Origin of the sequence: Pararhodobacter marinus (assembly GCF_003122215.1) — a bacterium.
GTDB classification, from domain to species: domain Bacteria; phylum Pseudomonadota; class Alphaproteobacteria; order Rhodobacterales; family Rhodobacteraceae; genus Pararhodobacter; species Pararhodobacter marinus.
This window is the reverse complement of the sequence record NZ_QEYD01000002.1, coordinates 296,871-321,119: the sequence shown is the minus strand read 5'-3', so window position 1 is coordinate 321,119 and position 24,249 is coordinate 296,871. Positions and strand designations below refer to the sequence as shown.

Sequence of the window (24,249 nt, the reverse complement as noted above, 5' to 3'; positions counted from 1 at the left end):
GCCCGACACGCAGGCAAAGCCCGCCACGCCCCCCTGACCAAAGGCGCCGTCTTCGATGTTCAATTACACGATGCGACGATTGCTGCTGGCGATCCCGACGCTTCTGTTCATCGCCCTCGTCATCTTCCTGCTGCTCGAATTGTCGCCGGGCGATCCGATGGCGGACATGCCGCTGACGATCCCGCCCGAGATCCGCGAGCAGATGCGCCTGGCGCTGGGACTGGGCGAGCCGTGGTATACCCGCTTCTTCAAATGGCTCTACCTGTTTTCGGTGGTCGAACCCAGCCATGTGCTGGCCAGCATCACCGGGCTTGAGAACCTCGCCATCGACGGCCAGCGCATCATCTCGTTCCAGACCCGTTCGCCGGTGGGCGACATCATCGCGCAGCGCCTGCCGCAGACGCTCTGGGTGGTCGGGCTGAGCTATCTGTTCGGCATCCTCGTCTCGCTGCCGATCGGCATCTATTCGGCCTATCGCCAGTATTCGTGGTTCGACCAGGCCGGAACCTTCGTGTCGATGGTCGGCTTCTCGCTGCCCACCTTCTTCACCGGACCGCTTCTGATCCTGATCTTCTCGATCTGGCTGGGCTGGTTCCCGATCATCTACGACACCACGCTGGTGGTCGACAGCTGGTACGATTTCGCGCTGCAGATGCGGCAGATGGCGATGCCGGTTTTCGTGCTGACCCTGTACAACGCGGCGCAGATCACCCGCTTCATGCGCGCCTCCATGCTGGACAACCTGACGCAGGATTGCGTCCGCACCGCCCGCGCCAAGGGCCTGACCGAGCGTGTCGTGGTGCTGGTCCATGTGCTGCGCAATTCGATGATCCCGGTCATCACGGTGATCGCGCTGGGTATCCCGCAGATCTTTACCGGCGCCATCATCACCGAGCAGATCTTCCGCGTGAACGGGCTGGGCCAGCTTCTGATCACGGCGATCTATGCCACCGATATTCCCATGGTCCTGACGTTGTCGGTCGTCTTCGCGATCCTGATCGTGGTGTTCAACCTGATCGCCGACCTGCTCTATGCCGTCTTCGACCCGAGGATCCGCTATGACTGACGCTGCAACGCCCCCCTCCCCGGAGACCGCCCGGATCCGCCCGCCGCGCAACCAATGGTGGGATGTCTGGGACCAGTTCAAGATCCATCGCGGCGCGCTGGCAGGCTCTGTCGTGTTCCTGGCGATCGTGATCTTCTGCTTCGTCGGGCCGCTCGTCTGGCCCTATGATGCGACCTATATCGACATCCGCTCCCGCAATCAGGGCATGAGCTGGGCGCATCCCTTTGGCACCGATCAGCTGGGACGGGACATCATGGCGCGGATGATGTCGGGCGGTCAGGTCTCGCTGGCCGTGGGGATCGTGGCGATGGCCCTGGCGATGCTGATCGGCACCGGGATCGGGGTGCTGGCGGGCTATTTCCGCCGCATCGACGGGCTTCTGATGCGGATGACCGACCTGTTCCTCGCCCTGCCCCTGCTGCCGCTGCTGCTGGTCATGTCGATGCTGTTCCGCCAGCCGCTCTCGGCCGCTTTCGGGGTCGAGACGGGGATGTTCCTGCTCATCGTGACGGCGATCGGCATCACGTCCTGGATGCCCACCGCGCGGGTCGTGCGCGGGGATGTGCTGGCGCTGAAGGAACGCGAATACGTTCTCGCCGCGCGATCCATCGGCACGCCGCCGCGACGGCTGATCCTGCGCCATGTGGTGCCCAACGTGCTGTCGCCGGTGATGGTCTCGGCCACGCTGATGATCGCGACCGCCATCATCACCGAAAGCGCCCTCAGCTTCCTGGGGCTGGGCTTTCCGCCCGATTTCCCCACCTGGGGGCGGCTGGTCAATGACGGGATCGACTACCTGCAGCAATATCCCTCGCGGGCGATGCTGCCGGGCGTGTTCATCTCTCTCACGGTGCTCAGCGTGAACTATATCGGCGACGGTTTGCGCGACGCGCTGGACCCGCGCATCCGCGGGCGCTGACCCGAGGTTCCCGGCCGGCAACACAGTCAGCGATATCAGGAGGGCGCGAGCCCTCCTTTTTTCGTCTCCCCGGGGGCATCCCAATATGCCGCGCCCGGCCCTTTCCGAATGTCTGACGAACTGCCCCATGCGGCGGGGCAGCACTCAACTCTGGGACGTTTTTTGAAACTGTTCTGCCACCGGAATCGTTTACCAAGTGTAGCCGCATTTTCCACCGCGGCGACCTACCGAGAGAGGAGACTGACCATGAAACGTAACAATTCCATAGTTTTGGCCCTCATTGTTGCCGGCGCGAGCCTTCCTGGCGCGGCGCTCGCTCAAGGGGCGGCCTTTTGTGAACGCTCGGCCCGCGATCTGACGCCGGAACAGCTGCAAATGGTTCTCGACGGCGAATGCGAGAACATCTTCGCGGATGCCGGCGAGCCCGGAACACCGCCCGGCACCGACCCCGAGTCGCCCGATCCCGACTCTCCGGGAGATGGTGACGGTGAGGGCGATGGCGACGGTGACGGCGCTGATGACGGCGATGGCACGATCAGCGTCACCGCGGGCGGCGACGGCATCAATGTCGGAATCGGCGAAGGCGCTGCCCAGTCGAACGACGGCGGCGTGAATGTCGGTGTCGGGACGGAGGCCGCGTCCGACAATGACGGCGGGATCAATGCCGGCGTCGGCTCGGATGCCGGGTCGGACAATAGCGGCGGGATCAATGTCGGTCTTGGCGAAGGCACCGCCAGCAACAATACCGGCGGGATCAACGCCGATATAGGCGGCGGTGGCACCGGCGACGGGTCGGACAACGATGGCGGCATCAATGCCGGCATCGGCGGCGAGGACGGTGTCGGCGTGTCGCTGGGCAGCGGCGGCCTGTCCGTGTCGGTCGGGGACTGATCGCCCCACGGGCTGGCACCTAGCCGCCTGCCCTGACGATCATCGGCTGACAATCAGGAAGGGCCGGGGTTACCCCCGGCCCTTTGCGCCTCTCCGGCCTTGGGCGCCGGGATCAGCTACAACCGCTCGTCGAGCCGCAGGTGTTGCACTTCATGCAGGTGCCGTTACGCACCAGCGTGTAGTTGCCGCACTCGCCGCAGGGATCGCCCTCGTAGCCCTGCATCCGGGCCTTGGTGCGCGCATCCATCCCCATTGCCGAGACCGCCTCGACCGAGGTTTCCGTCCGCGCGGCGATCGAAACGCCGCCCAGCGGCGGGATCGGTTGCGGCGCCATGGTGCCGTCGGCGGTCCGGGCCAGAGGCTGGACCGAGGAGACCGCGCTCACCGACGACGACCCGCCCTGCAGCACCACCAGCTCCTGCGGCAGGCGCTTGCGCAGATACCCGGTCGACGAGATCTGGCGCAGCACTTCCAGCCCGCGCGAGGCCGCGTCGTCCGAGACCGGGCTCACGTTCTTCTGGCCTTCCTTGTCCCCCGAACCCAGGTCGTCGAACGACGCGCCCGAAGGTTTCACATGCGCCAGATCCGTGCGGTCGAGATACGAGATCGCCAGCTCGCGGAAGATGTAATCCAGGATCGAGGTCGCGTTCTTGATCGCCTCGTTGCCCTGCACCATGCCCGCCGGTTCGAACCGGGTGAAGGTGAAGGCGTCCACGAATTCCTCCAGCGGCACGCCGTATTGCAGGCCCACGGACACTGCGATGGCGAAGTTGTTCATCATCGCCCGGAAGCCCGCGCCTTCCTTGTGCATGTCGATGAAGATCTCGCCCAGACGCCCGTCGCCGTATTCGCCGGTGCGCAGATAGACCTTGTGGCCGCCGACGATGGCTTTCTGGGTATAGCCCTTGCGGCGCTCGGGCAGCTTTTCGCGACCGCGAGCAATTTCCTTGACGATCACCTTCTCGACGATCTTCTCGGCGATCACCGCCGCTTTTTCCTGCAGCGAGCCGTTGGCGAGGATCTCTTCGGCTTCCTCGTCATCCTCGATCAGCGCCGAGGCCAGCGGCTGCGACAGTTTCGAGCCGTCGCGATAAAGCGCGTTGGCCTTGATCCCCAGCGACCAGGACAGCTCGTAGGCTGCCAGGGTCTCGTCGATCGTGGCCGAGTTCGGCATGTTGATCGTCTTCGAGATCGCGCCCGAGATGAAGCTCTGCGCCGCCGCCATCATGCGGATATGGCTGTCGACCGACAGGTATCGCTTGCCCTTCTTGCCGCAGGCATTGGCGCAGTCGAAGACCGCGTAATGCTCGGGCTTCAGATGCGGCGCGCCTTCCAGCGTCATCGTGCCCAGCACGTGATCGTTGGCAGCTTCGACCTGCGCCTTGGTGAAGCCCAGATGCTTGAGCAGGTCGAAGGACGGATCATTGAGCTTGGCCTGCGGGATGCCCAGCGTCTCGCGGCAGAATTCCTCGCCCAGCGTCCACTGGTTGAACACGAAGCGGATGTCAAAGGCCGTGGCCAGCGCGGTTTCGACCTTCTTGATCTCGGCCGGGCCGAAGCCGTGCCCGATCAGCGCGGTGTGGTTGATGCCCGGCGCCTGACCGATCGTGCCATGTCCCACGGCATAGGCGACGATTTCCTCGATCTGGCTGGGTTTGTAGCCCAGTTTCGTCAGCGCGGCGGGGACCGACTGGTTGATGATCTTGAAATAGCCGCCGCCGGCCAGTTTCTTGAACTTCACCAGCGCGAAATCGGGCTCGATGCCGGTCGTGTCGCAATCCATGACCAGACCGATCGTGCCGGTGGGCGCAATGACGGTAGCCTGCGCGTTGCGGTAGCCGTGCTGTTCCCCCAGCGCCAGCGCTTCATCCCAGGCCGAGCGGGCCAGAGCGACCAGCGAGGCATCGGGGCAATTGGCCGCGTCAAGCAGAACGGGCGTGACGTTGACGTCTTCGAAATCGGTCAGGCCATGCGCCGCACGGCGGTGGTTGCGGATCACGCGCAGCATGTGCTGGCGGTTGCGGGCATAGCCCGGGAAGGCGCCCAGCTCGGCGGCCATCTCGGCCGAGGTGGCATAGCTCACGCCCGTCATGATCGCGGTCAGCGCACCGGCCAGCGCGCGGCCCTCGTCGCTGTCATAGCCGAAGCCCATGTTCATCAGCAGGCCGCCGATATTGGCATAGCCCAGACCCAGCGTGCGGTAATCGTACGAACGCTGCGCGATTTCCTTGGACGGGAACTGCGCCATCATCACCGAGATTTCCAGCGTGATGGTCCACAGGCGCGAGGCGTGGATATAGGCTTCGGCGTCGAATTTCTGGCCGTCGAAGAATTTCAGCAGGTTCATCGAGGCCAGGTTGCAGGCCGTATCATCGAGGAACATGTATTCCGAGCACGGGTTCGAGCCGCGGATCGCGCCGTCTTCCGGGCAGGTATGCCAGGCGTTGACCGTGTCGTGGAACTGGATGCCGGGATCGGCGCAGGCCCAGGCGGCATGGCCGACCTGATCCCAGAGCTCGCGCGCCGAGACGGTCTTGGCGACCTTGCCGTCGGTGCGCTGCAGCAATTCCCACGGCGCGTCTTCCTTGACGGCCTTCAGGAAGGCGTCGGTCACGCGGACCGAGTTGTTCGAGTTCTGGCCCGAGACCGAGACATAGGCTTCGGAATCCCAGTCGGTGTCGTAGGTCGGGAACTCGATCGAGGTATAGCCCTGACGCGCGTATTGCAGCACGCGGTTGGTATAGGTGTCGGGGATCATCGCCTTCTTGGCCGAGCGGATCGCCGCCTTGAGCGTCGGATTCTTCGCCGGATCGACGGCGTCCTCGGACGAGCCGTCCCAGGTGCGGATCGCGTCGAAGATCTCGTTCAGGCGCGCTTCATGCGCCTTCGAGCCGGCGACCAGCGAAGCCACCTTCTGCTCTTCGATGACCTTCCAGTTGATGAAGTCCTCGATATCGGGGTGATCCATGTCGATGATCACCATCTTCGCCGCGCGGCGCGTGGTGCCGCCTGACTTGATCGCGCCTGCCGCGCGGTCGCCGATCTTCAGGAAACCCATCAGACCCGACGACTTGCCGCCGCCCGAGAGCTTCTCGCCCTCGGCCCGCAGGCTGGAGAAGTTGGTGCCGGTGCCCGAGCCGTATTTGAACAGCCGCGCTTCGCGAACCCACAGGTCCATGATCCCGCCCTCGTTCACCAGATCGTCGCTGACGGACTGGATGAAGCAGGCGTGGGGCTGCGGGTGTTCATAGCTCGACTTCGATTTCACCAGCTTGTGGGTGAAGGGGTCGACGTAGAAGTGACCCTGCGACGGGCCATCAATGCCGTAAGCCCAGTGCAGGCCCGTGTTGAACCATTGCGGCGAGTTCGGCGCGGCCATCTGGCGCGCCAGCATCACCCGCATCTCGTCGAAATAGGCCTGCGCGTCGGCTTCGGTCGAGAAGTAGCCGCCCTTCCAGCCCCAATAGGCCCAGGCGCCGGCCAGGCGGTCGAAGACCTGCTTGGCCGAGGTCTCGCCGGTGAAACGCTCGTCCTCGGGCAGCTCGGCCAGCGCTTTCTCGTCGGGGACCGAGCGCCACAGGAATTCGGGCACGCCCTTTTCCGAGACCTTTTTCAGGCGGGCGGGGACACCGGCCTTGCGGAAGTATTTCTGGGCGATGACGTCCGAGGCAACCTGCGACCAGCCCTGCGGGACTTCGACCTGATCGTTGCGGAACACGATCTTGCCGTCGGGATTGCGAATCTCCGATACGGTGGTCGTGAAGGCGAGAGCCGCGTAGGCGTCCTTGCCTTCGGTCGTGAATTTGCGCTCGATTTTCATAGGCCCGGTCCCCTGTGTCCTAAGAATGATAGTGACAACAGGACGGCGGCACGAACGCGCCCGCGGTTGGCTGGAACTCTCGACATATCCTCTCGCTCGGCGCACCTGTCCGTGCGCCGATTGCTCCGGAATCCCGGTAGCGGCTGCGATTCTGCTCGGTCTGTCCCTGCCTCGGCGAGCCTTACTATATCTAGTGGCCCTGTTGTCGGCCCATACAACTTGCAGCAAATTGGCAGGGATGGTCAACGCGATTCTTTGCACCGGGCACCGGATTTTGCGCTTGACCCGGGAAGTGCCCACAAGGGGTGCACCGATTCACGATCGGGCGCCCTTTTGTTTACCAGTGTTTCGGCCCGCTTGCCGACCGAATCTCTCATCCCTGCGCCGGGCGAAAAAAATCCGGGGCCCGCGCGGGGCCCCGGTTGTCTTGCAACGGTGATGCAGGAAAGCCTCACTCGGCGGTCATGGCATCCGTGACGGCATGGGTCCAGGCGCCTTCGGGCTCGGCGGTGATCACCGGGTCAGAGCCGCCGCCCAGCAGCGTGGCTACGGTGCGCTCATAGGCTTCCTCGTCCAGCACGCCGGTCGAGCCTTCGGTCAGCAGCGCGACCTCGCCCATCATGCGGACCTGATGCTCCAGCGTCTGGGCGCCGGTCTGGTCGTTATCCAGCACGATCTCGGCCGCTTCCTCGGGGTTCTCGGCCGCCCATTCCCAGCCGCGCATCGACGCCGCGACAAACCGCGCCATGCGGTCGACGAAGGCCGGATCCTCGAGGTTCTCTTCAAGCACATAGAGACCGTCTTCGAGCGTGGCGACGCCCTGGTCTTCGTATTTGAAGGTGATCAGTTGATCCTCGGTGATGCCCGCGTCGATGACCTGCCAGTATTCGTTGTAGGTCATGGTCGAGATGCAGTCGGCCTGCCCCTGCAGCAGCGGATCGACGTTGAAGCCCTGACGCAGGACCTCGACACCGTCCTCGCCGCCCTCGGTCGGAATGCCCAGATGCGCCATCCACGACAGGAACGGGTATTCGTTGCCGAAGAACCAGACGCCCAGCGTGCGGCCCGGGAAATCCTCGGGCGAGGTGATGCCCGATTCGGCCAGACAGGTCAGCATCATGCCCGACCGGGTGAAGGGCTGGGCGATGTTCACGACCGGGGCGCCCTGCTCGCGCGCGGCCAGCGCCGAGGGCATCCAGTCGACCATCACATCGGCGCCGCCGCCCATCAGCACCTGCACCGGCGCGATGTCGGGACCGCCCGGCAGGATCGTCACGTCGAGCCCGGCTTCCTCGTAATAGCCGTTCTCAAGCGCGACGTAATAGCCCGCGAACTGGGCCTGCGTGACCCATTTCAGCTGCAGCGTCACCGCGTCCTGCGCCTGCGCCATGCCGGCGGTCAGGGCGAGGGCCGATACGAAACCGGCAAGGGTAATCTTCTTCATGGTTCTCAACCTCCTTGTTGTCGGCCCCTTTTGCGGGACCGGTCTTATCTGCCGCGCTGCGAGGGGTGCCAGAAGGTCACCCGCCGTTCGAGCAGAGCCCAGACGCCATAGAACGCCGACCCGAGGGCCGCGGCCACGGCGATTTCTGCCCACACCATCGGAAGCTGCAAGCGCCCGACCTCGGTGGAAATACGGAAGCCCATTCCATAGGTGGGCGAGCCGAAGAACTCGGCTACGATCGCCCCGATCAGGGCCAGAGTGGCACAAATTTTGAGCCCGTTGAAAACGAAAGGCATCGCCGCCGGCAGCCGCAGGCGGATCAGCGTCTGCCACCAGCTGGCCGAATAGGTCCGCATCAGGTCGCGCTGCATGCTGTCGGTGGCGGCCAGCCCCTGCACGGTGTTGACCAGCATGGGAAAGAACACCATCGCCACCACGACCGCCGCTTTCGACGGCCAGTCGAAGCCGAACCACATCACGAAAATGGGCGCCGTGCCGATGATCGGCAAAGCGGCCAGGAAGTTGCCGACCGGCAGAAGGCCCCGGCGCAGGAACGGGTAGCGGTCGACCACCAGCGCGAACAGGAAGGCAGAGCCGCAGCCGATGACAAAGCCCGACAGCGCGCCGCGCCCGAAGGTCTGCACCAGATCGGTCCAGAGCGTATCCGTGGAATTGACCAGCCGTTCGGCGATCTCGCTGGGCGCGGGCAGGATCACGCGCGGCACATTCAGCCCGTGCACCGCCGTCTCCCAGGCCCACAGGATTGTCGCGCCGAAGATGAGCGGCGCGGCCAGCGCCGCAAGGCCGGATTTCTGCGGCAGTTCGGCCACGAAGGCCACCAGAACCCAGGCCCCCAGCCAGACCGCGACGAAGCCCGCCCAGAAGGCCGGGCCCTCGCCCCCGGTTTGCGCGGCGGCCAGTTCCAGCCCGGCAAAGACCAGCGCCGCGCCGAGCGCCAGGGTCAGCACGACGCGTGCTGCGCCCTCGGGCAGCTCGTCATAGAGCCAGGCCAGCACCGCCGCGCCCACCAGCACCCAGCAGACCGGATCGGTGGGCTGCGCCCCTGCCCCGCGTTCCAGCCAGCAGGTCAGCAGCACCGCGAGCGAGAACAGCACGCGCAGATAGCCACCGCCGATTGCGAAAAGCCCGTTCATGCCGCCATCCCCATTCGTTTGAGCACCCGCCGCTCGATCAGGCCGACAATGCCCACGAGCCCCGCCGCCAGAATCGCCGCGACCAGAAGCGCGGCCCAGATCTGGATCGTCTGGCCGTAATAGCTGCCTGACAGAAGCCGCACGCCCAGCCCGCCCTGCTGCACCGGCAATTCACCGACGATGGTGCCGACCAGCGCCGCCGCGATGCCGATCTTCAGCGAGGCGAAGAGATAGGGCATCGACATCGGCAGCCGGAGCTTGGCGAAGATGTCGCGCCCCGGGGCGGAATAGGTCTTCATCAGGTCGAGCTGCATCGCATCGGGCGCCCGCAGCCCCTTCACCATGCCGACGACGACCGGGAAGAAGCTGAGATAGGCGGCGATGATCGCCTTGGGGATCAGCCCCGAGATGCCGATGGAATTGAGCACCACGATGATCATCGGCGCCAGCGCGATGATCGGAATCGTCTGGCTGGCAATCGCCCAGGGCATGACCGACGCATCGGCGGCCCGGTTATAGACGATCCCGATCGCCAGCAGGATCCCGCCGCCGGTGCCGATCAGAAAGCCCAGAAGCGTCGCGCTGAGCGTGATCCCGGCATGGTAGATCAGGCTGCGGTTCGAGGTGAAGGACGCGGCGATCCGCTCGCCGAAGCCCTGCAGCGTCAGCGGCGTCGTCTCGCGGCACATCCGGCGCCCGACAGCATCGCAGCCCACGGTCTGCTCGTAGACGCCGATCACCACCTGATGCGGTGCGGGCAGAACCGGGCGATCCTGCGCCATGGTCCGCGCGACCATCTCGCCGAAGGGCAGCTCTTGCCCCGCGCGCGCGGCCTGATCGTATTCCCATTTCGCGTTCATCGGGATCACGGCGACATACCAGATCGCAAGGATCACCGCGACGACGACAAGGACGGGGCCAAGAGCCGGAAACCGTTTGCGCATGGCTCAGACATTGTCCTCGTAACCCGCCCGCAGCCCTTCGCGGACGCGGTGGGCGATGGCGATGAATTCCGGGCTGTCGCGGATATCGAGCGGCCGCTCGGCGGGCAGGGTCGATTCGATCACGTCGGTGATCCGCCCGGGACGCGGGCTCATCACCACGATCTTGGTGGACAGGTAGACCGCCTCGGGGATCGAGTGGGTGACAAATCCGATGGTCTTGTGCGTGCGCGCCCAGAGCTTCAGCAATTCCTCGTTCAGCCGGTCGCGCACGATCTCGTCGAGCGCCCCGAAGGGTTCGTCCATCAGCAGGATATCGGCGTCGAAGGCCAGCGCCCGCGCGATCGAGGCGCGCTGCTGCATACCGCCCGACAATTGCCACGGGAATTTCTTCTCGAACCCCGACAGCTCGACCAGTTCCAGAACCTCGCGCACCCGCGCGGACTGATCCTGCCGGGAATAGCCCATGATTTCCAAGGGCAGGCGCACATTCGCCTCGATCGTGCGCCAAGGATACAGACCCGCGGCCTGAAAGACATATCCGTAAGCGCGCGCCTTGCGGGCCTCTTCGGGCGTCATGCCGTTCACGCTGAGCGTGCCGCCGGTGGGCGATTCCAGATCCGCGATGGTGCGCAGGAACGTGGTCTTGCCGCAGCCCGAGGGACCGATGAAACTGACGAATTCGCCCTTGCGGATCGTCAGATCCACGTCCTTGAGCGCGTGAACCGGCCCGTCATTGGTCTCGAAGGTCAGATTGAGACCCTTCGCCTCGATCACCGCGGCGGACGCTCCTTCAGCGCGGGCCGTCGTTGCGTCCGTCATCGCCATGTTGATCCCATCCTGTCCGTCCCTGTTCTTTTGTTCTGTTCGGCCCGGGGGGGCGCGCGCTGCGTCCCAAACCCGCCCGCGCGCCCCGAAGCCCGATGCTGCCACAGCCTTCCGCGCAGGACAAAGTCCCGCGCGCGTGGATCAATCCCCCTCGGCCCAAAGCTTGGGTTCCGCGAACTCGATGCTGTTTCCCGCCGGGTCGCGCACATAAATCGAGCGCGCGCCATTGGGCCAGTTGAAATCCGCCTCGATCGGCACACCGGCCTCGGGCAGGGTTTTCGCCCAATGGTCGAGCTGCGCGGCATCGGCGGCAAAGCACAGATGCCCCGGCCCCGTCGCGCCATGCGGCGGCACCGGCAGCGGCGAGGTCGGATCGACCTCGCGCGTGGCCTCGGCGATGAAGGTCAGCACAATGCTGTCGCCGGCGCGAAAGAAGGCGTGGCGCCCGTCCTTGCGCACGACGACCGGCAGGCCCAGCACCCCCGAATAGAACCGCTCGGTGGCGTCGAGATCATCGACATAGACCGCCGCCTCGAGAATGCCGTTCAACCTTGCCGTCATCGTCACACGCCCGTCGCCGGGATGCCCGAGCGCTCGACCGGGCGCGGCGAGGTCAGCTCTTTCCACGTCGACAGCGCCTTCGAGACCGACCCGTTGGGCTCGCGCTTGACGAATTTGCCATGGCCTTCCTCGGTGCGGATCTCGCCGTCATGCACGGCCACCTGCCCGCGCGTCAGCGTGAAGCGCGGCAGGCCCTTCACCTCGAACCCCTCGAACACGTTGTAATCGATGGCCGATTGCTGGCTGGATGCGCTGATCGTCTTCGATTTCGCGGGGTCCCAGACCACCAGATCGGCATCCGCCCCCACCAGCACCGCGCCCTTCTTGGGGTACATGTTCATGATCTTCGCGATGTTGGTCGAGGTCACGGCCACGAATTCGTTCATCGTCAGACGCCCGGTATTGACCCCCTGCGTCCAGAGCATCGGCATGCGGTCTTCCAACCCGCCCGTGCCATTCGGGATCTTCGAGAAATCGCCGACACCATAGCGTTTCTGATCGGTGGTGAAGGCGCAATGGTCGGTCGCCACGCAAGACAGCGTGCCCGCCTGCAGACCGGCCCACAGGCTGTCCTGATGCTTCTTGTTGCGGAAGGGCGGCGACATCACGCGGCGCGCCGCATGGTCCCAGTCCGGGTTGAAATACTCGCTCTCATCCAGCGTCAGGTGCTGGATCAGCGGCTCGCCCCAGACCCGCTTGCCGTTCTGCTTGGCCCGGCGAATGGCTTCATGCGCCTCCTCGCACGAGGTATGCACGACATAGAGGGGCACGCCCGCCATGTCGGCGATCATGATCGCGCGGTTCGTGGCCTCGCCCTCGACCTGGGAGGGGCGCGAATAGGCATGCGCCTCGGGGCCGGCATTGCCGGCCGCCAGCAGCTTCGCGGTCATCTCGGCCACCACGTCGCCATTCTCGGCATGGACCATGGCGATGCCGCCCAGCTCGGCCAGACGGCTGAACGACGCGTACATCTCGTCGTCATTCACCATCAGCGCGCCCTTGTAGGCCATGAAATGCTTGAAGGTGTTGATGCCGCGCTCGCGCACCACGGTTTCCATCTCGTTGAAAACCTGCTCGCTCCACCAGGTGACGGCCATGTGGAAGCTGTAATCGCAATTGGCGCGGGTCGACTTGTTGTCCCACATCTGCAGCGCGTCCATCAGCCCCTGTCCGGGGCTTGGCAGCGCGAAATCGACGACCATCGTCGTGCCGCCCGCCAGGGCCGCGCGCGTGCCGCTCTCGAAATCGTCGGTGGAATAGGTGCCCATGAAGGGCATTTCCAGATGGGTATGCGGATCGATCCCGCCGGGCATCACGTAGCAGCCCGTGGCGTCCAGCTCGGTATCCCCTTTCAGCCCCTTGCCGATCTCGATGATCACGCCATCCTCGATCAGGACATCCGCCGAATAGGTCAGATCCGCGGTAACGATGGTGCCGTTCCTGATGACGGTGCTCATGGTCTCTCCTGTTGGTTCATACCGAGGCGAAACAGGCCAGGGCCGGCCCGTGCACCCCGATGTCTAAAGGTCCGAAATCGCTGTCCACGCAAAGCGCGAAACAGCCCGCGCGCGGCACGTAGAGGACGCTGTAACACCCGTCCGAGCGTACCACCGTCCAGCAGGTCTGCGTGATCCCGCCCGAGAAGTTGACGGTGATCGCCCGATGCCGCTTTACCCGCCGCGCCTGAAAGTCCCGCAGCGTCATGGCCCCTGCGCGCGACGAGGCATCGAACCCCGCGATCTCCGCCTCGATCAGGGCGTCGATCTGAACTGCCATGGCCGCTGCGCCTGTTGCCATCTTTGTTCTCTAAATATCCTCCGGGAGGGTCCGGGAGGGTGGAAAACCCTCCCGGCGGGGGGTGCGGGGGGCTGGCCCCCCGCACCCTTTCAGCTGACCACTTCCGCCGCGTCGAGGACGGCGTGCAGCAGAACATCCGTTCCCGCCGCCGCCCAGTCCTTCGAAATCTCCTCGGCCTCGTTATGCGACAGCCCGTCCACGCAGGGACACATCACCATCGCCGTGGGCGCCAGGTCGTTGATCCAGCAGGCATCGTGGCCCGCGCCCGACACGATATCCATATGGCTGTAGCCCAGCCGCTCGGCCGCGGCGCGGACCTTCGCCACGCAGCCTTCGTCGAAGGCCGGCGGCTCGAACTGGCCCACGACCTGCGTCGACAGGCTCACGCCGATTTCCTCGCACAGGCCTGGCGCGCGGTCGTAGAACTCGGCCTCCATCGCGTGCAGCACCTCGGGCAGATGCGAGCGGAAATCGACCGTGAACACGACCTTCCCGGGGATCACGTTGCGCGAATTGGGATAAACGTCGATATGCCCGATGGCGCCGACCGCGCCGGGCTGGTTCTTCATCGCGATCTCGTGCACCAGCTCGGTCAACAGCGCCAGCCCGCGCCCGGCATTCCTGCGCATGGGCATGGGGGTCGAGCCGGTATGGCTGTCCTTGCCCGTCACCGTGCATTCGATCCAGCGCAGACCCTGGCCGTGGGTGACGACGCCGATCTCCTTGCCCTCGGCTTCCAGGATCGGCCCCTGTTCGATATGCAGCTCGAACAGCGCGTGCATCTTGCGCGCGCCGACCTCTTCCTCGCCCTTCCAGCCGATCCGCTCCAGCTCGTCGCCAAAGCGCTTGCCCTTCGCATCCACGCGGTCATAGGCCCAGTCCAGCGTGTGGCGGCCCGCGAACACGCCCGAGGCCAGCATCGCCGGCGCGAACCGCGTGCCTTCCTCGTTGGTCCAGTTGACGACGACGATGGGATGCTTGGTCCGGATGCCCAGATCGTTCATCGTGCGCACCGCTTCCAGCGCGCCCAGAACCCCCAGCACCCCGTCGTATTTTCCGCCCGTGGGCTGGGTGTCCAGATGGCTGCCCATATAGACCGGCAGCGCGTCGGGATCTTCGCCCGGGCGGGTGGCGAACATGTTGCCGATCTGATCGACACCCATGGTCATCCCGGCCTCTTCGCACCAGCGCTGGAACAGGTGACGGCCCTCGCCGTCTTCATCGGTCAGCGTCTGGCGGTTGTTTCCCCCCGCGACGCCGGGGCCGATCTTGGCCATGTCCATGAGGCTGTCCCACAGCCGGTCGGGATTGATGCGCATATTCGCGGCAGGCGCGGTCATGGTGACTCCTGTTGGCTATTCGCAGTTTGGCCCGGCGGTCTGTCGCCCCCGTGGCGCGGCGACGGCGCGGGGGGAGGCCCCGCGCCGCGCGGTCGTCGTCAGTCGAGCGCTTCCAGCACGTCCTTGATGGTTCCGACCAGCTGGTCGACATGCTCTTTGCCGATGATCAGCGGCGGCGACATGGCGATGATGTCGCCCGTCGTGCGGATCAGGATGCCCTTCTCATAGGCTTTCAGGAACGCGCTGAAGGCGCGCTTCGTGGGCTCGCCCGCGATCGGCTCCAGCTCGATCGCGCCGATGAGCCCCAGGTTGCGGATGTCGATGACGTGCTTCGTGCCCTTCAGCGAATGCAGCGCCTCTTCCCAATAGGGCGCGATCTCGGCCGTGCGCTGGAACAGCCCCTCCTCGCGGTAGACCTCCTGCGTCGCCAGCGCCGCCGCGCAGGCGATGGGCGAGCCGGAATAGGTATAGCCGTGGAACAGCTCGATCATGTGCTCGGGGCCGGTCATGAACGCGTCGTGCACCTCGGCGGTGGTGAACACCGCCCCCATCGGCACCGTGCCCGAGGTCAGGCCCTTGGCCGTGGTCATCATGTCCGGCATCACGCCGAAGAAATCGGCGGCAAAGGGCGTGCCCAGACGGCCGAAGCCCGTGATCACCTCGTCGAAGATCAGCAGGATGCCGTGTTTCTTCGTGATCGCGCGCAGCTTTTCCAAATAGCCCTTCGGCGGCAGGATCACACCCGCCGAGCCCGCCACCGGCTCGACGATCACCGCGGCGATCGTGTCCGCGCCGTGCAGCGCGATCTTGCGCTCCAGGTCCTCGGCCAGCCAGGCGCCGTGTTCGGGCAGGCCCTTCGACCAGCGGTTTTCTTCGGGCAGGTAGGTATGCGGCAGGTGATCGACGCCGTTCAGAAGCGTGCCGAAGACGCGCCGGTTGTTGACCAGACCACCCACCGAGATGCCGCCGAAGCCCACGCCGTGATAGCCCTTCTCGCGGCCGATCAGGCGGGTGCGCTGCCCCTCGCCGCGCGCACGGTGATAGGCCAGCGCGATCTTCAGCGCGGTATCCACCGATTCCGAGCCGGAATTGGTGAAGAAGATATGGTTGAAGGCATCGGGCGCCATGTCGACCAGCCGGTTGGCCAGCTCGAACGCGGCGGGATGGCCCATCTGGAACGCGGGCGCGTAATCGAGCTCCGCCGCCGAGCGCTGGATCGCCTCGACGATCTTCGGACGGCAATGCCCGGCATTGCAGCACCACAACCCCGCCGTCCCGTCCAGGATCTGGCGGCCATCGGCGCTGGTGTAATGCATGTCCTTCGACGCCACCAGCATCCGGGGGTTCTCTTTGAACTGCCGGTTCGCCGTGAACGGCATCCAGAAGGCCGAAAGGTCGTTGGGGGCCACGGCAGGCTTGCCGGTATGGTCGAGGCTCATGTCTGTCTCCCAGGTCGGCGCGGGCGCGGCGGCTCCGTGACGCCCCGGCATCGGCCGCCGGATCGTCACCGGGTTGTCACTGGCGGGGCGCTTGCCTATTCTCGTTGAAACCGGGCCGCAAAGCCCCGGTGCAGAAACGACGCTAGCAGACCTGACCAACCAGTCAAGGTGCCGCGAAATCGGGCCTCCTGCGGCGTCAGGGGGATGGCAGGCAGACGGCTGAAAGACAGCCGCACGGGGGGCAAGGCGCGCATGGCTCAGACCGGGGGCGCTGAAAAAACAGGCAGCCGCGCCATCATGCGCGAAGAGACCGAACGGGCGATCCTCGATGCGGCGGAAGTGGTTTTCGCCGAGAAAGGCTTCGGCGGCGCCACGATGCAGGCCATTGCCGACAGTTGCGGCCTGCCCAAGGCCAATCTGCATTATTATTTTGCATCGAAGGAAAAGCTCTACCGCCGCGTGGTCGAGCGGATCTTCACCATCTGGCTGGAAGCCGCGGACAGTTTCGACACCGAGCTCAGCCCCGAAGCGGCGCTGCGCAGCTACATCGCGCGCAAGATGCAGCTGTCGCGCGAACATCGCTACGGCTCCAAGGTCTGGGCCAACGAGGTGATGCACGGCGCGCCGATCATTCAGGATTATCTGGAAACCACGCTGCGCAGCTGGACCGAGACCCGCGTCGCGGTGATCCGGCGCTGGATCGCCGAGGAACAGGTCCGCCCGGTCGATCCGCGATGGCTTTTGTACATGATCTGGGCCACGACGCAGCATTACGCCGATTTCGCGCATCAGATTGAAACGCTCAATCACGGGCCGCTCGACGACAGCCAGTGGGCCAGCGCGACGGAAACCGTCTGCGACATCATCCTGCGCGGGATCGGCATCCGCCCCGACGCGGATCGCCCCGCATGACGACCCGCATCCAGCGGCGCAACCGGCGCGTCATCCTCGAAGCCGCGCTCGACGTCTTCTCGGCCCAGGGGTTCCGCGGCGCCACGCTCGACCAGATCGCGGGCGTCGCGGGGCTGTCGAAACCGAACCTGCTGTATTATTTCGACAGCAAGGAAGCGATGCACCGCGCGCTTCTGGCTGATCTGCTCGACACCTGGCTCGCGCCACTGAGGGCGATGAATCCCGACGGCAACGGCCGCGACGAGATCAAGGCCTATATGCGCCGCAAGCTGCAGATGTCGCGTGAATTGCCGCGCGAATCCCGGCTCTTCGCCAACGAGGTGCTGCAGGGCGCGCCCCGGCTTGCCGACCTGATCGGCGGCGATCTGAAACGGCTGGTCGACGATCAGGCGCAGGTCATCCGCCGCTGGATCACCAACGGGCAGATCGCGGCCGTGGACCCCTACCACCTGATCTTTTCGATCTGGGCGCTGACCCAGCATTATGCCGATTTCGACGCCCAGATCCGCATGATCCGCACCGGCGCCGACCCGATGGATGGCGCCGAGACCTATCTCGAGACGCTGTTCGACAAGCTGCTGCAACCCTGAGCCGACCGCGCGCCAGAATCAGCCTCTCAGGGACATCCTGCGAGCGATGAGGGGGGTTAAAGCCTCGTTAACGCCCCATCTTTGTTCCATAAATATCCTCGGGGGGTGAGCGCGTCAGCGCGAGGGGGGCAGACAGCCCCCCTGCCTGCCCGCCGCACCCGCTATGGCCGGCTCAGCGTGCCCCCGCCCACCGGCGCGGCGACGCCCGTCGTGCCGGGGGCCGAGGTCGGCAGCCCCCGCGCGACGCGGGCGGCGAGATAGGCGAAGGCCTGCGCCTCGATCATGTCGCCGTCGAGCCCCGCGGTTTCGACCGGCGCCACCGGGCAATCGCATCCCGCCGTGATCATCGCCATCAGCGTCGCGTTGTGCCGTCCGCCGCCGCAGACCAGAAGCCGCGCGGGCGGTTCGGGGAAATGTTCGAAGGCCAGCGACACGCCTGCGGCGCAGGCGGCGGCAAGCGTGGCGAGCGCGTCCTCGGGGGACAGGCCCTGAACATCGGGCACCGGGGCCGCGCGGTCGAGCGATTTGGGCGGGATCCGGCGAAAGAACGGATGGGCGACATAAGCTTCGAGCCGCGCGGCCTCGGGCACGCCGCGCGCCGCACGCGATCCGTTCTCGTCGCGCGGGCATCCCAGGTGGGTCGCACAATAATCGTCCATCGGCGCGTTGGCCGGTCCGCAATCGAAGGCCAGGCAGGCATGGTCGGGCGCGGGGATGCGCGGATCGCACCAGGTCACATTCGAAACCCCGCCCAGGTTCAGGAACCCGAGCGGCCCGTCCGCGCCTATGAAACGCGCCAGAGCGTGGTGATAGAACGGCGCCAGGGGCGCGCCCTGCCCGCCCAGCCGGACATCGGTCGAGCGGAAATCCCACACGACCGGCCATCCCAGCGCCTGCGCCAGATCCTGCCCCGAGCCCGCCTGATGCGTCCCCCGACCGCCCGGATCATGCGCCAGGGTCTGGCCGTGGAAACCCACGAGGTCGATATCGCGAAACTTCGCCAGCAATTCGGCATGGGCCAGCTCGACCACTTCGGCCGCCGCCTCGGCCAGCGCCGAGCCGGGCCAGCTGCCAAGCGCCGCGCGCAGGATATCGCGTTCGTCGTCGCTGTAGGGACGATAGGCCGTTTCACCGAAGCCGCCGATCTCGACCCCGTCGGTCAGCAGCACCGCCGCGTCCACCCCGTCCAGCGAGGTTCCCGACATCGTACCCAGCACGCGCTGCATTCCGGCCTTCTTCATCGCGCAACCTTTCGCGGCTCTTTCCCTTCACGGGCGCTTCGGTCTATAGACAGCCCGACCCGCGCGGTGAAGACAAGCGAAATGACCGGACAGACGCCATGACCTATCAGCCCAAATCGGACTTCCTGCGCATCATCATCGAGCGCGGCTTCCTTGCCGATTGCACCGATCTTCAGGGCCTCGACGAGGCGCTGCTCAAGGGCGGCGTGCCCGCCTATATCGGCTATGACGCGACGGCGAAATCGCTGCATGTCGGGCATCTTCTGAACATCATGCTGCTGCGCTGGTTCCAGAAGACCGGCAACAAGCCGATCACCCTGATGGGCGGCGGCACGACCAAGGTGGGCGACCCCTCGTTCCGCTCGGACGAGCGCCCTCTGCTGACGCCCGAGGCGATCGACGGCAACATCGCCAGCATGAAGAACGTCTTCGCCAAGTACCTCGCCTATGGCGACGGGGCGTCGGACGCGATCATGCTCAACAATGCCGAATGGCTGGACGGGCTGAACTACCTTGAATTCCTGCGCGATATCGGGCGGCATTTCTCGGTCAACCGGATGCTGTCGTTCGAAAGCGTCAAGTCGCGCATCGACCGCGAGCAATCTCTGTCCTTCCTCGAATTCAACTACATGATCCTGCAGGCCTATGACTTCCTGGAACTGCGCCGCCGCTATGGCTGCCTGTTGCAGATGGGCGGGTCGGATCAATGGGGCAACATCGTCAACGGCATCGACCTGACGCGCCGGGTGATCGACGCGCAGATCTTCGGCCTGACCACGCCGCTTCTGACCACCTCGGACGGGCGGAAGATGGGCAAGTCGCAGGGCGGGGCCATGTGGCTCAATGCCGACATGCTCAGCCCCTACGAGTTCTGGCAGTTCTGGCGCAACACGACGGATGCCGATGTGGGCCGGTTCCTGAAGCTCTATACCGAGTTGCCGGTCGAGGAATGCGACCGTCTGGGGGCGCTGCAGGGGTCGGAGATCAACGAGGGCAAGATCGTCCTTGCGCGCGAAGTCACCACGCTGTGCCATGGTGCGGACGCGGCCGAGGCGGCCGAGGCCACGGCGAAAGCGGTGTTCGAGCAGGGCGGCCTGGGCGAGGATCTGCCCCGCGTCACGCTCACCGCCGCCGAAGCGGCCGAGGGCGTGTCGATCGTGCAGCTTTTCGTACGCGCGGGACTGGCGAAATCGGGCAAGGACGCGAAGCGTCTGATCGCGGAAGGTGGCGCGCGGGTGAACGACGAAGCGCTGGGTGACACCGGACTGGTGATCACCGGTGCCGACCTGTCGTCGCCGCTGAAACTGACCGCCGGACGCAAGCGTCACGCGCTGGTTGCGCTGGATTGATATGTCAGGCATTTAATTGCCTGACATGAGCAGGCAAGCTTATCTACAAGTTATCGCTAAATAAGTTCAAGATCCCGAGCGCATCGGCAGCTTTCATCCACAGGAAGGCGCCGGAACGCCCCGCGCCCAGCTGAGGCGCAGTCCAACTGGCAAAATCGTCAGCCCGTCCCCGTCCGCGCGCTTCTCATCGCGCGCGGGGGGTGACCGAAACGCCGCCGGAACGCGCGCGAAAAACTGGACTGGTCGCTGAAGCCGAAGCGCAGGGCAATTTCCTGCACCGGATGCGCGGTATCGGCCATCATCCGCCGCGCGCCCTGCAGCCGTAATTCCAGATAGGCGGCACCCGGTCCCTGCCCCAGCCCGTCGCGGAACACTTGCTCCAGCCGACGGACGCCGACCCCCTGATCCTGCGCGATCCGCTCAAGACTCAGCGGCTCTTCCAGATGGCGGCTCATCAGCGTCAGCGCGGCCGAAAGCCTCGGGTCGCGCGCGCCCGGGACCAGCCCCGTGCGCTGCGGCCGGGCGCCGTCCGCGCGGGCGTCGTACAGGAACGAATCCGCGACCTGTCCCGCAACGCCCGCCCCGCAACGGCTGCCGATCAGATGCAGCATCAGGTCCGCCGCTGGCACCGCGCCGCCCGCCGTGAACCGGTTGCGCGAGACGACATAGCGGTCCGCCACCACGTCCACGGCGGGAAAGGCGGCGGCGAAATCCTCCATATCCTCCCAGTGGACGGTCGCGCGGTGGCCATCCAGCAAGCCCGCGCGCGCCAGCACCCACGGCCCCGCATCGACCCCCCCGACCGCGCGGAACCGCCCGGCCATGCGCCGCAGACCGGCGATGACGCTGCGCGGCGCCCCCTCGGACTGCCCGTAGCCCGCCACCGCGATCAGCACGTCCGCGCCCTCGGCTGCCGCCAACCCGCCCTTCGCGGGCAGTTCGATCCCGCAGGTCAAGGGCACCGGCCCACCATCGGGCGAGACCACGCGCCAGCGGAAGCCTTCGCGCCCCAGATGCCGGTTGGCCGAGCGGATCGGGTCCAGCACCGAGGCCACTTCGAGGATCGAGGCGCGCGGAAGGACCAGCACGGCGATCTCCAGCGTGGCGTTGGACGGCGCAAAGATGGTTTCGGAATTTGCCATATCGATTTCGTACTGCGCCAATTCTTATGCCGCAACCCTGTTACGCTGCGCCCGAACACGGGAGAAACCAATGCCTCTGACCATGAACCGCGAGGTCTTCATCACCGCCGCCATCACCGGCTCGGGCGGGACGCAGGACCGCAGCCCGCATGTGCCCCGCTCGCCGCAGCAGATCGCCGACAGCGCGATCGACGCGGCCAAGGCGGGTGCCGCCATCGTCCATTGCCACGTCCGCGACCCCGAAACGGGCGTGCCCTCGCGCGATCCGGCGCTTTACCGCGAGGTGACCGAGCGGATCCGCGATTCGGGCACCGATGTTGTCCTGAACCTGACCGCCGGGATGGGCGGCGACCTGATGTTCGACGGCACCGAGGCGATGAACCGCATGTCGCAGAAATCCGACATGGCCGGCGCCGCCGAGCGCGTGCAGCACGTCGTCGATTGCCGGCCCGAGATCTGCACCCTCGATTGCGGCACGATGAACTTCGCCGAAGCCGATTACGTCATGGTCAACACGCCCGGCATGTTGCGCGACATGGCGCAGCGGATGACCGATTCGGGTGTGCAGATCGAGATCGAAGCCTTCGATACCGGCCATCTGTGGTTCGCCAAGCAACTGGTCAGCGAAGGGATCATCAAGGACCCGGTGCTGGTGCAGCTTTGCATGGGCGTGCCGTGGGGGGCGCCGGACGATCTGAACACTTTCATGGCGATGGTGAACAACGTGCCCGCCGACTGGCACTGGTCGGCCTTCGCCCTGGGACGTCACCAGATGGCCTATGTCGCGGCCTCGATCCTTGCGGGAGGCAATGTGCGGGTGGGTCTGGAAGACAACCTGTGGCTCGACAAGGGCGTGCTGGCGACCAACGCGCAGCTGGTCGAGCGCGCCGTCACCATCGCCGAGAACATGGGCGCGCGCGTCATCACCCCCGACGAGGTGCGCACCCGGCTGAAGCTGGAAAAGAGGGCGCCGCTGTGAAATTGCCGCTGATCCTGTCGGTCGCGCTGGCCCTTGCCGCCTGCACCCCGTCCGGCGACGATTCCCCGCCTCCGGCCGACCGGCTTGCACCCGACGCACGGGCGCAATGCGAGGCGGCGGGCGGACAGGTCCTGATCGCCGGGCTCAGCGGCAACGAGATGTGCGCGACACGCTCGCCTCAGGCCGGTGAAAGCTGTTCGGTCGCGTCCGACTGCTCGTCCTATTGCGACGCCGACACGCGCACCTGCGCAATCTACAACTACCCGTTCGGCTGTTACGCGTTCCTCGCCGAAGATGGCGAACGCGTCGACATCTGCGTCGACTGACCCGGAGAACTCCATGTCCAACAATCGCAAGGCCGCCATCATCGGTGGGGGCGTCATCGGGGGTGGCTGGGCCGCCCGCTTCCTGCTCTCGGGCTGGAACGTGTCGGTCTTCGACCCCGATCCCGAAGCCCCCCGCAAGGTGGCCGAGGTTCTGGCCAATGCCCGCGCCGCGCTGCCCGCTCTGGCCGACGTCCCGATGCCGGAAGAAGGCACGCTGACCTTCGAAGACAGCATTCACGACGCCGTCGAAGGCGCTGATTATATTCAGGAATCCATCTCGGAGCGACTGGACCTGAAACACCGCGTCTATGCCCAGATCCAGCAATCGGCGCCGCATGTGCCGATGGGGTCATCCACGTCGGGCTTCAAGCCCTCGCAATTGCAGGAAAACGCCGCCAATCCCGCGACAATCTTCGTCGCGCATCCGTTCAACCCGGTCTATCTGTTGCCCTTGGCCGAAATCGTCCCGTCCGACAAGAACGACTCGGGAGTGATTGAAAACGCAAAGGAAATCCTGCGCGAAATCGGGATGTTCCCACTCCATGTGCGCAAGGAGATCGACGCCCACATCGCCGACCGTTTCCTGGAAGCCGTCTGGCGCGAGGCGCTGTGGCTGGTCAAGGACGGCGTCGCCACGACCGAGGAAATCGACGAGGCGATCCGCATGGGCTTCGGCCTGCGCTGGGGTCAGATGGGTCTGTTCGAAACCTATCGCATCGCCGGCGGTGAAGCCGGGATGAAGCACTTCCTCGACCAGTTCGGCCCCTGCCTGAGCTGGCCGTGGACGCGGCTCATGGACGTCCCGGAATACAATGACGAACTGGTCGAGCTGATCGCCGGGCAGTCGGATGCGCAATCGGGCATGCATTCGATCCGCGACTTGGAACGTATTCGCGACCGCAACCTGATCGGCTTCATGCGGGTGCTGAAAGACAGCAACTGGGGCGCCGGCAAGGTGCTTCTGGAGCATGACGCCCGCCGCCGTGCGACCGCGCCCGATCCCACGCCCGAGACCGCCGCGCCGATGGTGATGGCGCATATGCAGGTGCTGCCCGGCTGGATCGACTATAACGGGCACATGACCGAAAGCCGGTATCTGTTCGCCTCGTCAGAGACTTGCGATGCGTTCCTGCGCCATATCGGGGCCGGGCTCGACTATGTCGCGGGCGGTCACAGCTACTACACCGCCGAAAGCCACATTCTGCACGCGGGCGAAGCGAAGCTGGGCGACCGGCTGACCGGTTCGGTTCAGGTTCTGTCGGCCGACGAGAAGCGGCTCCACCTGTTCATCCGCATCCAGCGCGGCGACACGCTGGTCGCCTCGATCGAGCAGATGCTGCTGCATGTGGACATGAAAGCGGGCAAGACCTGCGCGGCGAAACCCGCAGTGCTGGACCGGCTGATGCCCATCGCCGAGGCACACAAGGCGCTGGAGCGTCCCGCCGCCGCCGGTCGTTTCGTGGGCGCGCCGCGGGGGTGACCCGGGGCGACCTGCTTCCCAAGGTGCCCG

Annotated in this window: 21 protein-coding genes; 9 read left to right on the top strand and 12 right to left on the bottom strand. The window is 65.6% G+C overall.

The annotated features are described in order from the left end of the window. The first annotated feature begins 55 nt into the window (after positions 1-55). From C4N9_RS04115 to C4N9_RS04105, 3 genes are all read left to right on the top strand, one after another. Complete coding sequence (locus C4N9_RS04115) at positions 56-1,066, top strand: ABC transporter permease (protein ID WP_109532025.1); 1,011 nt, start codon at positions 56-58, stop codon at positions 1,064-1,066. Beyond that, on the top strand, positions 1,059-1,985 hold the full coding sequence (locus tag C4N9_RS04110) for an ABC transporter permease (RefSeq protein WP_109532024.1): 927 nt from the start codon (positions 1,059-1,061) through the stop codon (positions 1,983-1,985). Before C4N9_RS04115 ends, C4N9_RS04110 begins: the two co-directional genes overlap by 8 nt. 108 nt (positions 1,986-2,093) lie before the next feature. Beyond that, a complete protein-coding gene (locus tag C4N9_RS04105; RefSeq protein WP_146195117.1) occupies positions 2,094-2,876 on the top strand; it encodes a hypothetical protein in 783 nt (260 codons plus the stop codon). A 112-nt stretch (positions 2,877-2,988) separates the two neighbouring features. On the opposite strand, the gene C4N9_RS04100 is transcribed toward C4N9_RS04105, so the two are convergent. From C4N9_RS04100 to aptA, 10 genes are all read right to left on the bottom strand, one after another. After that, positions 2,989-6,696 (bottom strand): vitamin B12-dependent ribonucleotide reductase, encoded by a 3,708-nt coding sequence (locus C4N9_RS04100; protein WP_109532022.1) that lies wholly within the window; start codon positions 6,694-6,696, stop codon positions 2,989-2,991. 451 nt (positions 6,697-7,147) lie between these two features. Next, a complete protein-coding gene (locus tag C4N9_RS04095) occupies positions 7,148-8,140 on the bottom strand; it encodes an ABC transporter substrate-binding protein (protein WP_109532021.1) in 993 nt (330 codons plus the stop codon). Positions 8,141-8,184: 44 nt separating this feature from the next. Further along, positions 8,185-9,060 (bottom strand): ABC transporter permease, encoded by an 876-nt coding sequence (locus C4N9_RS04090; RefSeq protein WP_425440795.1) that lies wholly within the window; start codon positions 9,058-9,060, stop codon positions 8,185-8,187. 230 nt (positions 9,061-9,290) lie between these two features. Beyond that, positions 9,291-10,238, bottom strand: coding sequence for an ABC transporter permease (locus tag C4N9_RS04085; protein WP_109532019.1), 948 nt, complete (start codon positions 10,236-10,238; stop codon positions 9,291-9,293). Positions 10,239-10,241: 3 nt separating this feature from the next. Continuing rightward, positions 10,242-11,063, bottom strand: a complete 822-nt coding sequence (locus tag C4N9_RS04080; protein WP_210403977.1) for an ABC transporter ATP-binding protein — start codon at positions 11,061-11,063, stop codon at positions 10,242-10,244. A gap of 141 nt (positions 11,064-11,204) precedes the next feature. Continuing rightward, a complete protein-coding gene (locus tag C4N9_RS04075; RefSeq protein ID WP_109532018.1) occupies positions 11,205-11,624 on the bottom strand; it encodes a VOC family protein in 420 nt (139 codons plus the stop codon). A 2-nt stretch (positions 11,625-11,626) separates the two neighbouring features. Continuing rightward, positions 11,627-13,081 carry a dihydropyrimidinase gene (hydA, locus tag C4N9_RS04070; protein WP_109532017.1) on the bottom strand — a complete coding sequence of 485 codons (1,455 nt, stop codon included), beginning with the start codon at positions 13,079-13,081 and terminating at the stop codon, positions 11,627-11,629. A 16-nt stretch (positions 13,082-13,097) separates the two neighbouring features. After that, the gene (locus C4N9_RS04065; protein WP_109532016.1) at positions 13,098-13,400 is read right to left on the bottom strand and encodes a hypothetical protein; all 303 of its coding nucleotides are present in this window, start codon (positions 13,398-13,400) and stop codon (positions 13,098-13,100) included. Positions 13,401-13,510: 110 nt separating this feature from the next. Further along, positions 13,511-14,761, bottom strand: a complete 1,251-nt coding sequence (locus C4N9_RS04060; RefSeq protein WP_109532015.1) for a Zn-dependent hydrolase — start codon at positions 14,759-14,761, stop codon at positions 13,511-13,513. 98 nt (positions 14,762-14,859) lie between these two features. Next, positions 14,860-16,200, bottom strand: coding sequence for an omega-aminotransferase AptA (gene aptA / locus C4N9_RS04055; protein ID WP_109532014.1), 1,341 nt, complete (start codon positions 16,198-16,200; stop codon positions 14,860-14,862). 297 nt (positions 16,201-16,497) lie between these two features. Between aptA and C4N9_RS04050 the strand changes: the two genes are divergently transcribed. Both C4N9_RS04050 and C4N9_RS04045 read left to right on the top strand, forming a co-directional pair. Then, positions 16,498-17,112 (top strand): TetR/AcrR family transcriptional regulator, encoded by a 615-nt coding sequence (locus tag C4N9_RS04050; RefSeq protein WP_245902448.1) that lies wholly within the window; start codon positions 16,498-16,500, stop codon positions 17,110-17,112. Beyond that, positions 17,109-17,702, top strand: a complete 594-nt coding sequence (locus C4N9_RS04045) for a TetR family transcriptional regulator C-terminal domain-containing protein (RefSeq protein ID WP_109532012.1) — start codon at positions 17,109-17,111, stop codon at positions 17,700-17,702. Before C4N9_RS04050 ends, C4N9_RS04045 begins: the two co-directional genes overlap by 4 nt. Before the next feature lie 161 nt (positions 17,703-17,863). Here C4N9_RS04045 and C4N9_RS04040 read toward each other — a convergent pair whose 3' ends face one another. Next, the gene (locus tag C4N9_RS04040) at positions 17,864-18,943 is read right to left on the bottom strand and encodes an anhydro-N-acetylmuramic acid kinase (protein WP_109532011.1); all 1,080 of its coding nucleotides are present in this window, start codon (positions 18,941-18,943) and stop codon (positions 17,864-17,866) included. Positions 18,944-19,041: 98 nt separating this feature from the next. Between C4N9_RS04040 and tyrS the strand changes: the two genes are divergently transcribed. Beyond that, positions 19,042-20,292 carry a tyrosine--tRNA ligase gene (gene tyrS / locus C4N9_RS04035; protein ID WP_109532010.1) on the top strand — a complete coding sequence of 417 codons (1,251 nt, stop codon included), beginning with the start codon at positions 19,042-19,044 and terminating at the stop codon, positions 20,290-20,292. 158 nt (positions 20,293-20,450) lie between these two features. Here the strand turns inward: tyrS and C4N9_RS04030 are convergent, their stop codons facing one another. Then, positions 20,451-21,434: a GlxA family transcriptional regulator gene (locus C4N9_RS04030; protein ID WP_109532199.1), complete on the bottom strand. Its 984-nt coding sequence runs from the start codon at positions 21,432-21,434 to the stop codon at positions 20,451-20,453. 70 nt (positions 21,435-21,504) lie between these two features. On the opposite strand from C4N9_RS04030, the gene bcoG reads away from it, so the two are divergent. Genes bcoG through C4N9_RS04015 form a run of 3 tightly spaced genes read left to right on the top strand, consistent with a single transcriptional unit; the run spans position 21,505 to position 24,219 of the window. Continuing rightward, entirely contained in the window at positions 21,505-22,413 is a 909-nt protein-coding gene (bcoG, locus tag C4N9_RS04025) for a 3-dehydrocarnitine:acetyl-CoA trimethylamine transferase BcoG (RefSeq protein WP_109532009.1), read from the top strand. Further along, complete coding sequence (locus C4N9_RS04020; RefSeq protein ID WP_109532008.1) at positions 22,410-22,739, top strand: hypothetical protein; 330 nt, start codon at positions 22,410-22,412, stop codon at positions 22,737-22,739. Before bcoG ends, C4N9_RS04020 begins: the two co-directional genes overlap by 4 nt. Positions 22,740-22,752: 13 nt before the next feature. Next, positions 22,753-24,219, top strand: a complete 1,467-nt coding sequence (locus tag C4N9_RS04015) for a carnitine 3-dehydrogenase (protein WP_109532007.1) — start codon at positions 22,753-22,755, stop codon at positions 24,217-24,219. The last annotated feature ends 30 nt before the right edge of the window (positions 24,220-24,249 follow it).

Bases quoted from the DNA above. Each gene is read 5' to 3' on its own strand.
- C4N9_RS04075 (WP_109532018.1), bottom strand. From the start codon at position 11,624: ATGACGGCAAGGTTGAACGGCATTCTCGAGGCGGCGGTCTATGTCGAT.
- C4N9_RS04045 (WP_109532012.1), top strand. From the start codon at position 17,109: ATGACGACCCGCATCCAGCGGCGCAACCGGCGCGTCATCCTCGAAGCC.
- C4N9_RS04080 (WP_210403977.1), bottom strand. From the start codon at position 11,063: ATGGCGATGACGGACGCAACGACGGCCCGCGCTGAAGGAGCGTCCGCC.
- C4N9_RS04110 (WP_109532024.1), top strand. From the start codon at position 1,059: ATGACTGACGCTGCAACGCCCCCCTCCCCGGAGACCGCCCGGATCCGC.
- hydA (WP_109532017.1), bottom strand. From the start codon at position 13,081: ATGAGCACCGTCATCAGGAACGGCACCATCGTTACCGCGGATCTGACC.
- C4N9_RS04105 (WP_146195117.1), top strand. From the start codon at position 2,094: ATGTCTGACGAACTGCCCCATGCGGCGGGGCAGCACTCAACTCTGGGA.
- C4N9_RS04060 (WP_109532015.1), bottom strand. From the start codon at position 14,761: ATGACCGCGCCTGCCGCGAATATGCGCATCAATCCCGACCGGCTGTGG.
- aptA (WP_109532014.1), bottom strand. From the start codon at position 16,200: ATGAGCCTCGACCATACCGGCAAGCCTGCCGTGGCCCCCAACGACCTT.
- bcoG (WP_109532009.1), top strand. From the start codon at position 21,505: ATGCCTCTGACCATGAACCGCGAGGTCTTCATCACCGCCGCCATCACC.
- C4N9_RS04030 (WP_109532199.1), bottom strand. From the start codon at position 21,434: ATGGCAAATTCCGAAACCATCTTTGCGCCGTCCAACGCCACGCTGGAG.
- C4N9_RS04065 (WP_109532016.1), bottom strand. From the start codon at position 13,400: ATGGCAGTTCAGATCGACGCCCTGATCGAGGCGGAGATCGCGGGGTTC.
- C4N9_RS04100 (WP_109532022.1), bottom strand. From the start codon at position 6,696: ATGAAAATCGAGCGCAAATTCACGACCGAAGGCAAGGACGCCTACGCG.
- C4N9_RS04085 (WP_109532019.1), bottom strand. From the start codon at position 10,238: ATGCGCAAACGGTTTCCGGCTCTTGGCCCCGTCCTTGTCGTCGTCGCG.
- C4N9_RS04015 (WP_109532007.1), top strand. From the start codon at position 22,753: ATGTCCAACAATCGCAAGGCCGCCATCATCGGTGGGGGCGTCATCGGG.
- C4N9_RS04040 (WP_109532011.1), bottom strand. From the start codon at position 18,943: ATGAAGAAGGCCGGAATGCAGCGCGTGCTGGGTACGATGTCGGGAACC.
- C4N9_RS04115 (WP_109532025.1), top strand. From the start codon at position 56: ATGTTCAATTACACGATGCGACGATTGCTGCTGGCGATCCCGACGCTT.
- C4N9_RS04050 (WP_245902448.1), top strand. From the start codon at position 16,498: ATGCGCGAAGAGACCGAACGGGCGATCCTCGATGCGGCGGAAGTGGTT.
- tyrS (WP_109532010.1), top strand. From the start codon at position 19,042: ATGACCTATCAGCCCAAATCGGACTTCCTGCGCATCATCATCGAGCGC.
- C4N9_RS04095 (WP_109532021.1), bottom strand. From the start codon at position 8,140: ATGAAGAAGATTACCCTTGCCGGTTTCGTATCGGCCCTCGCCCTGACC.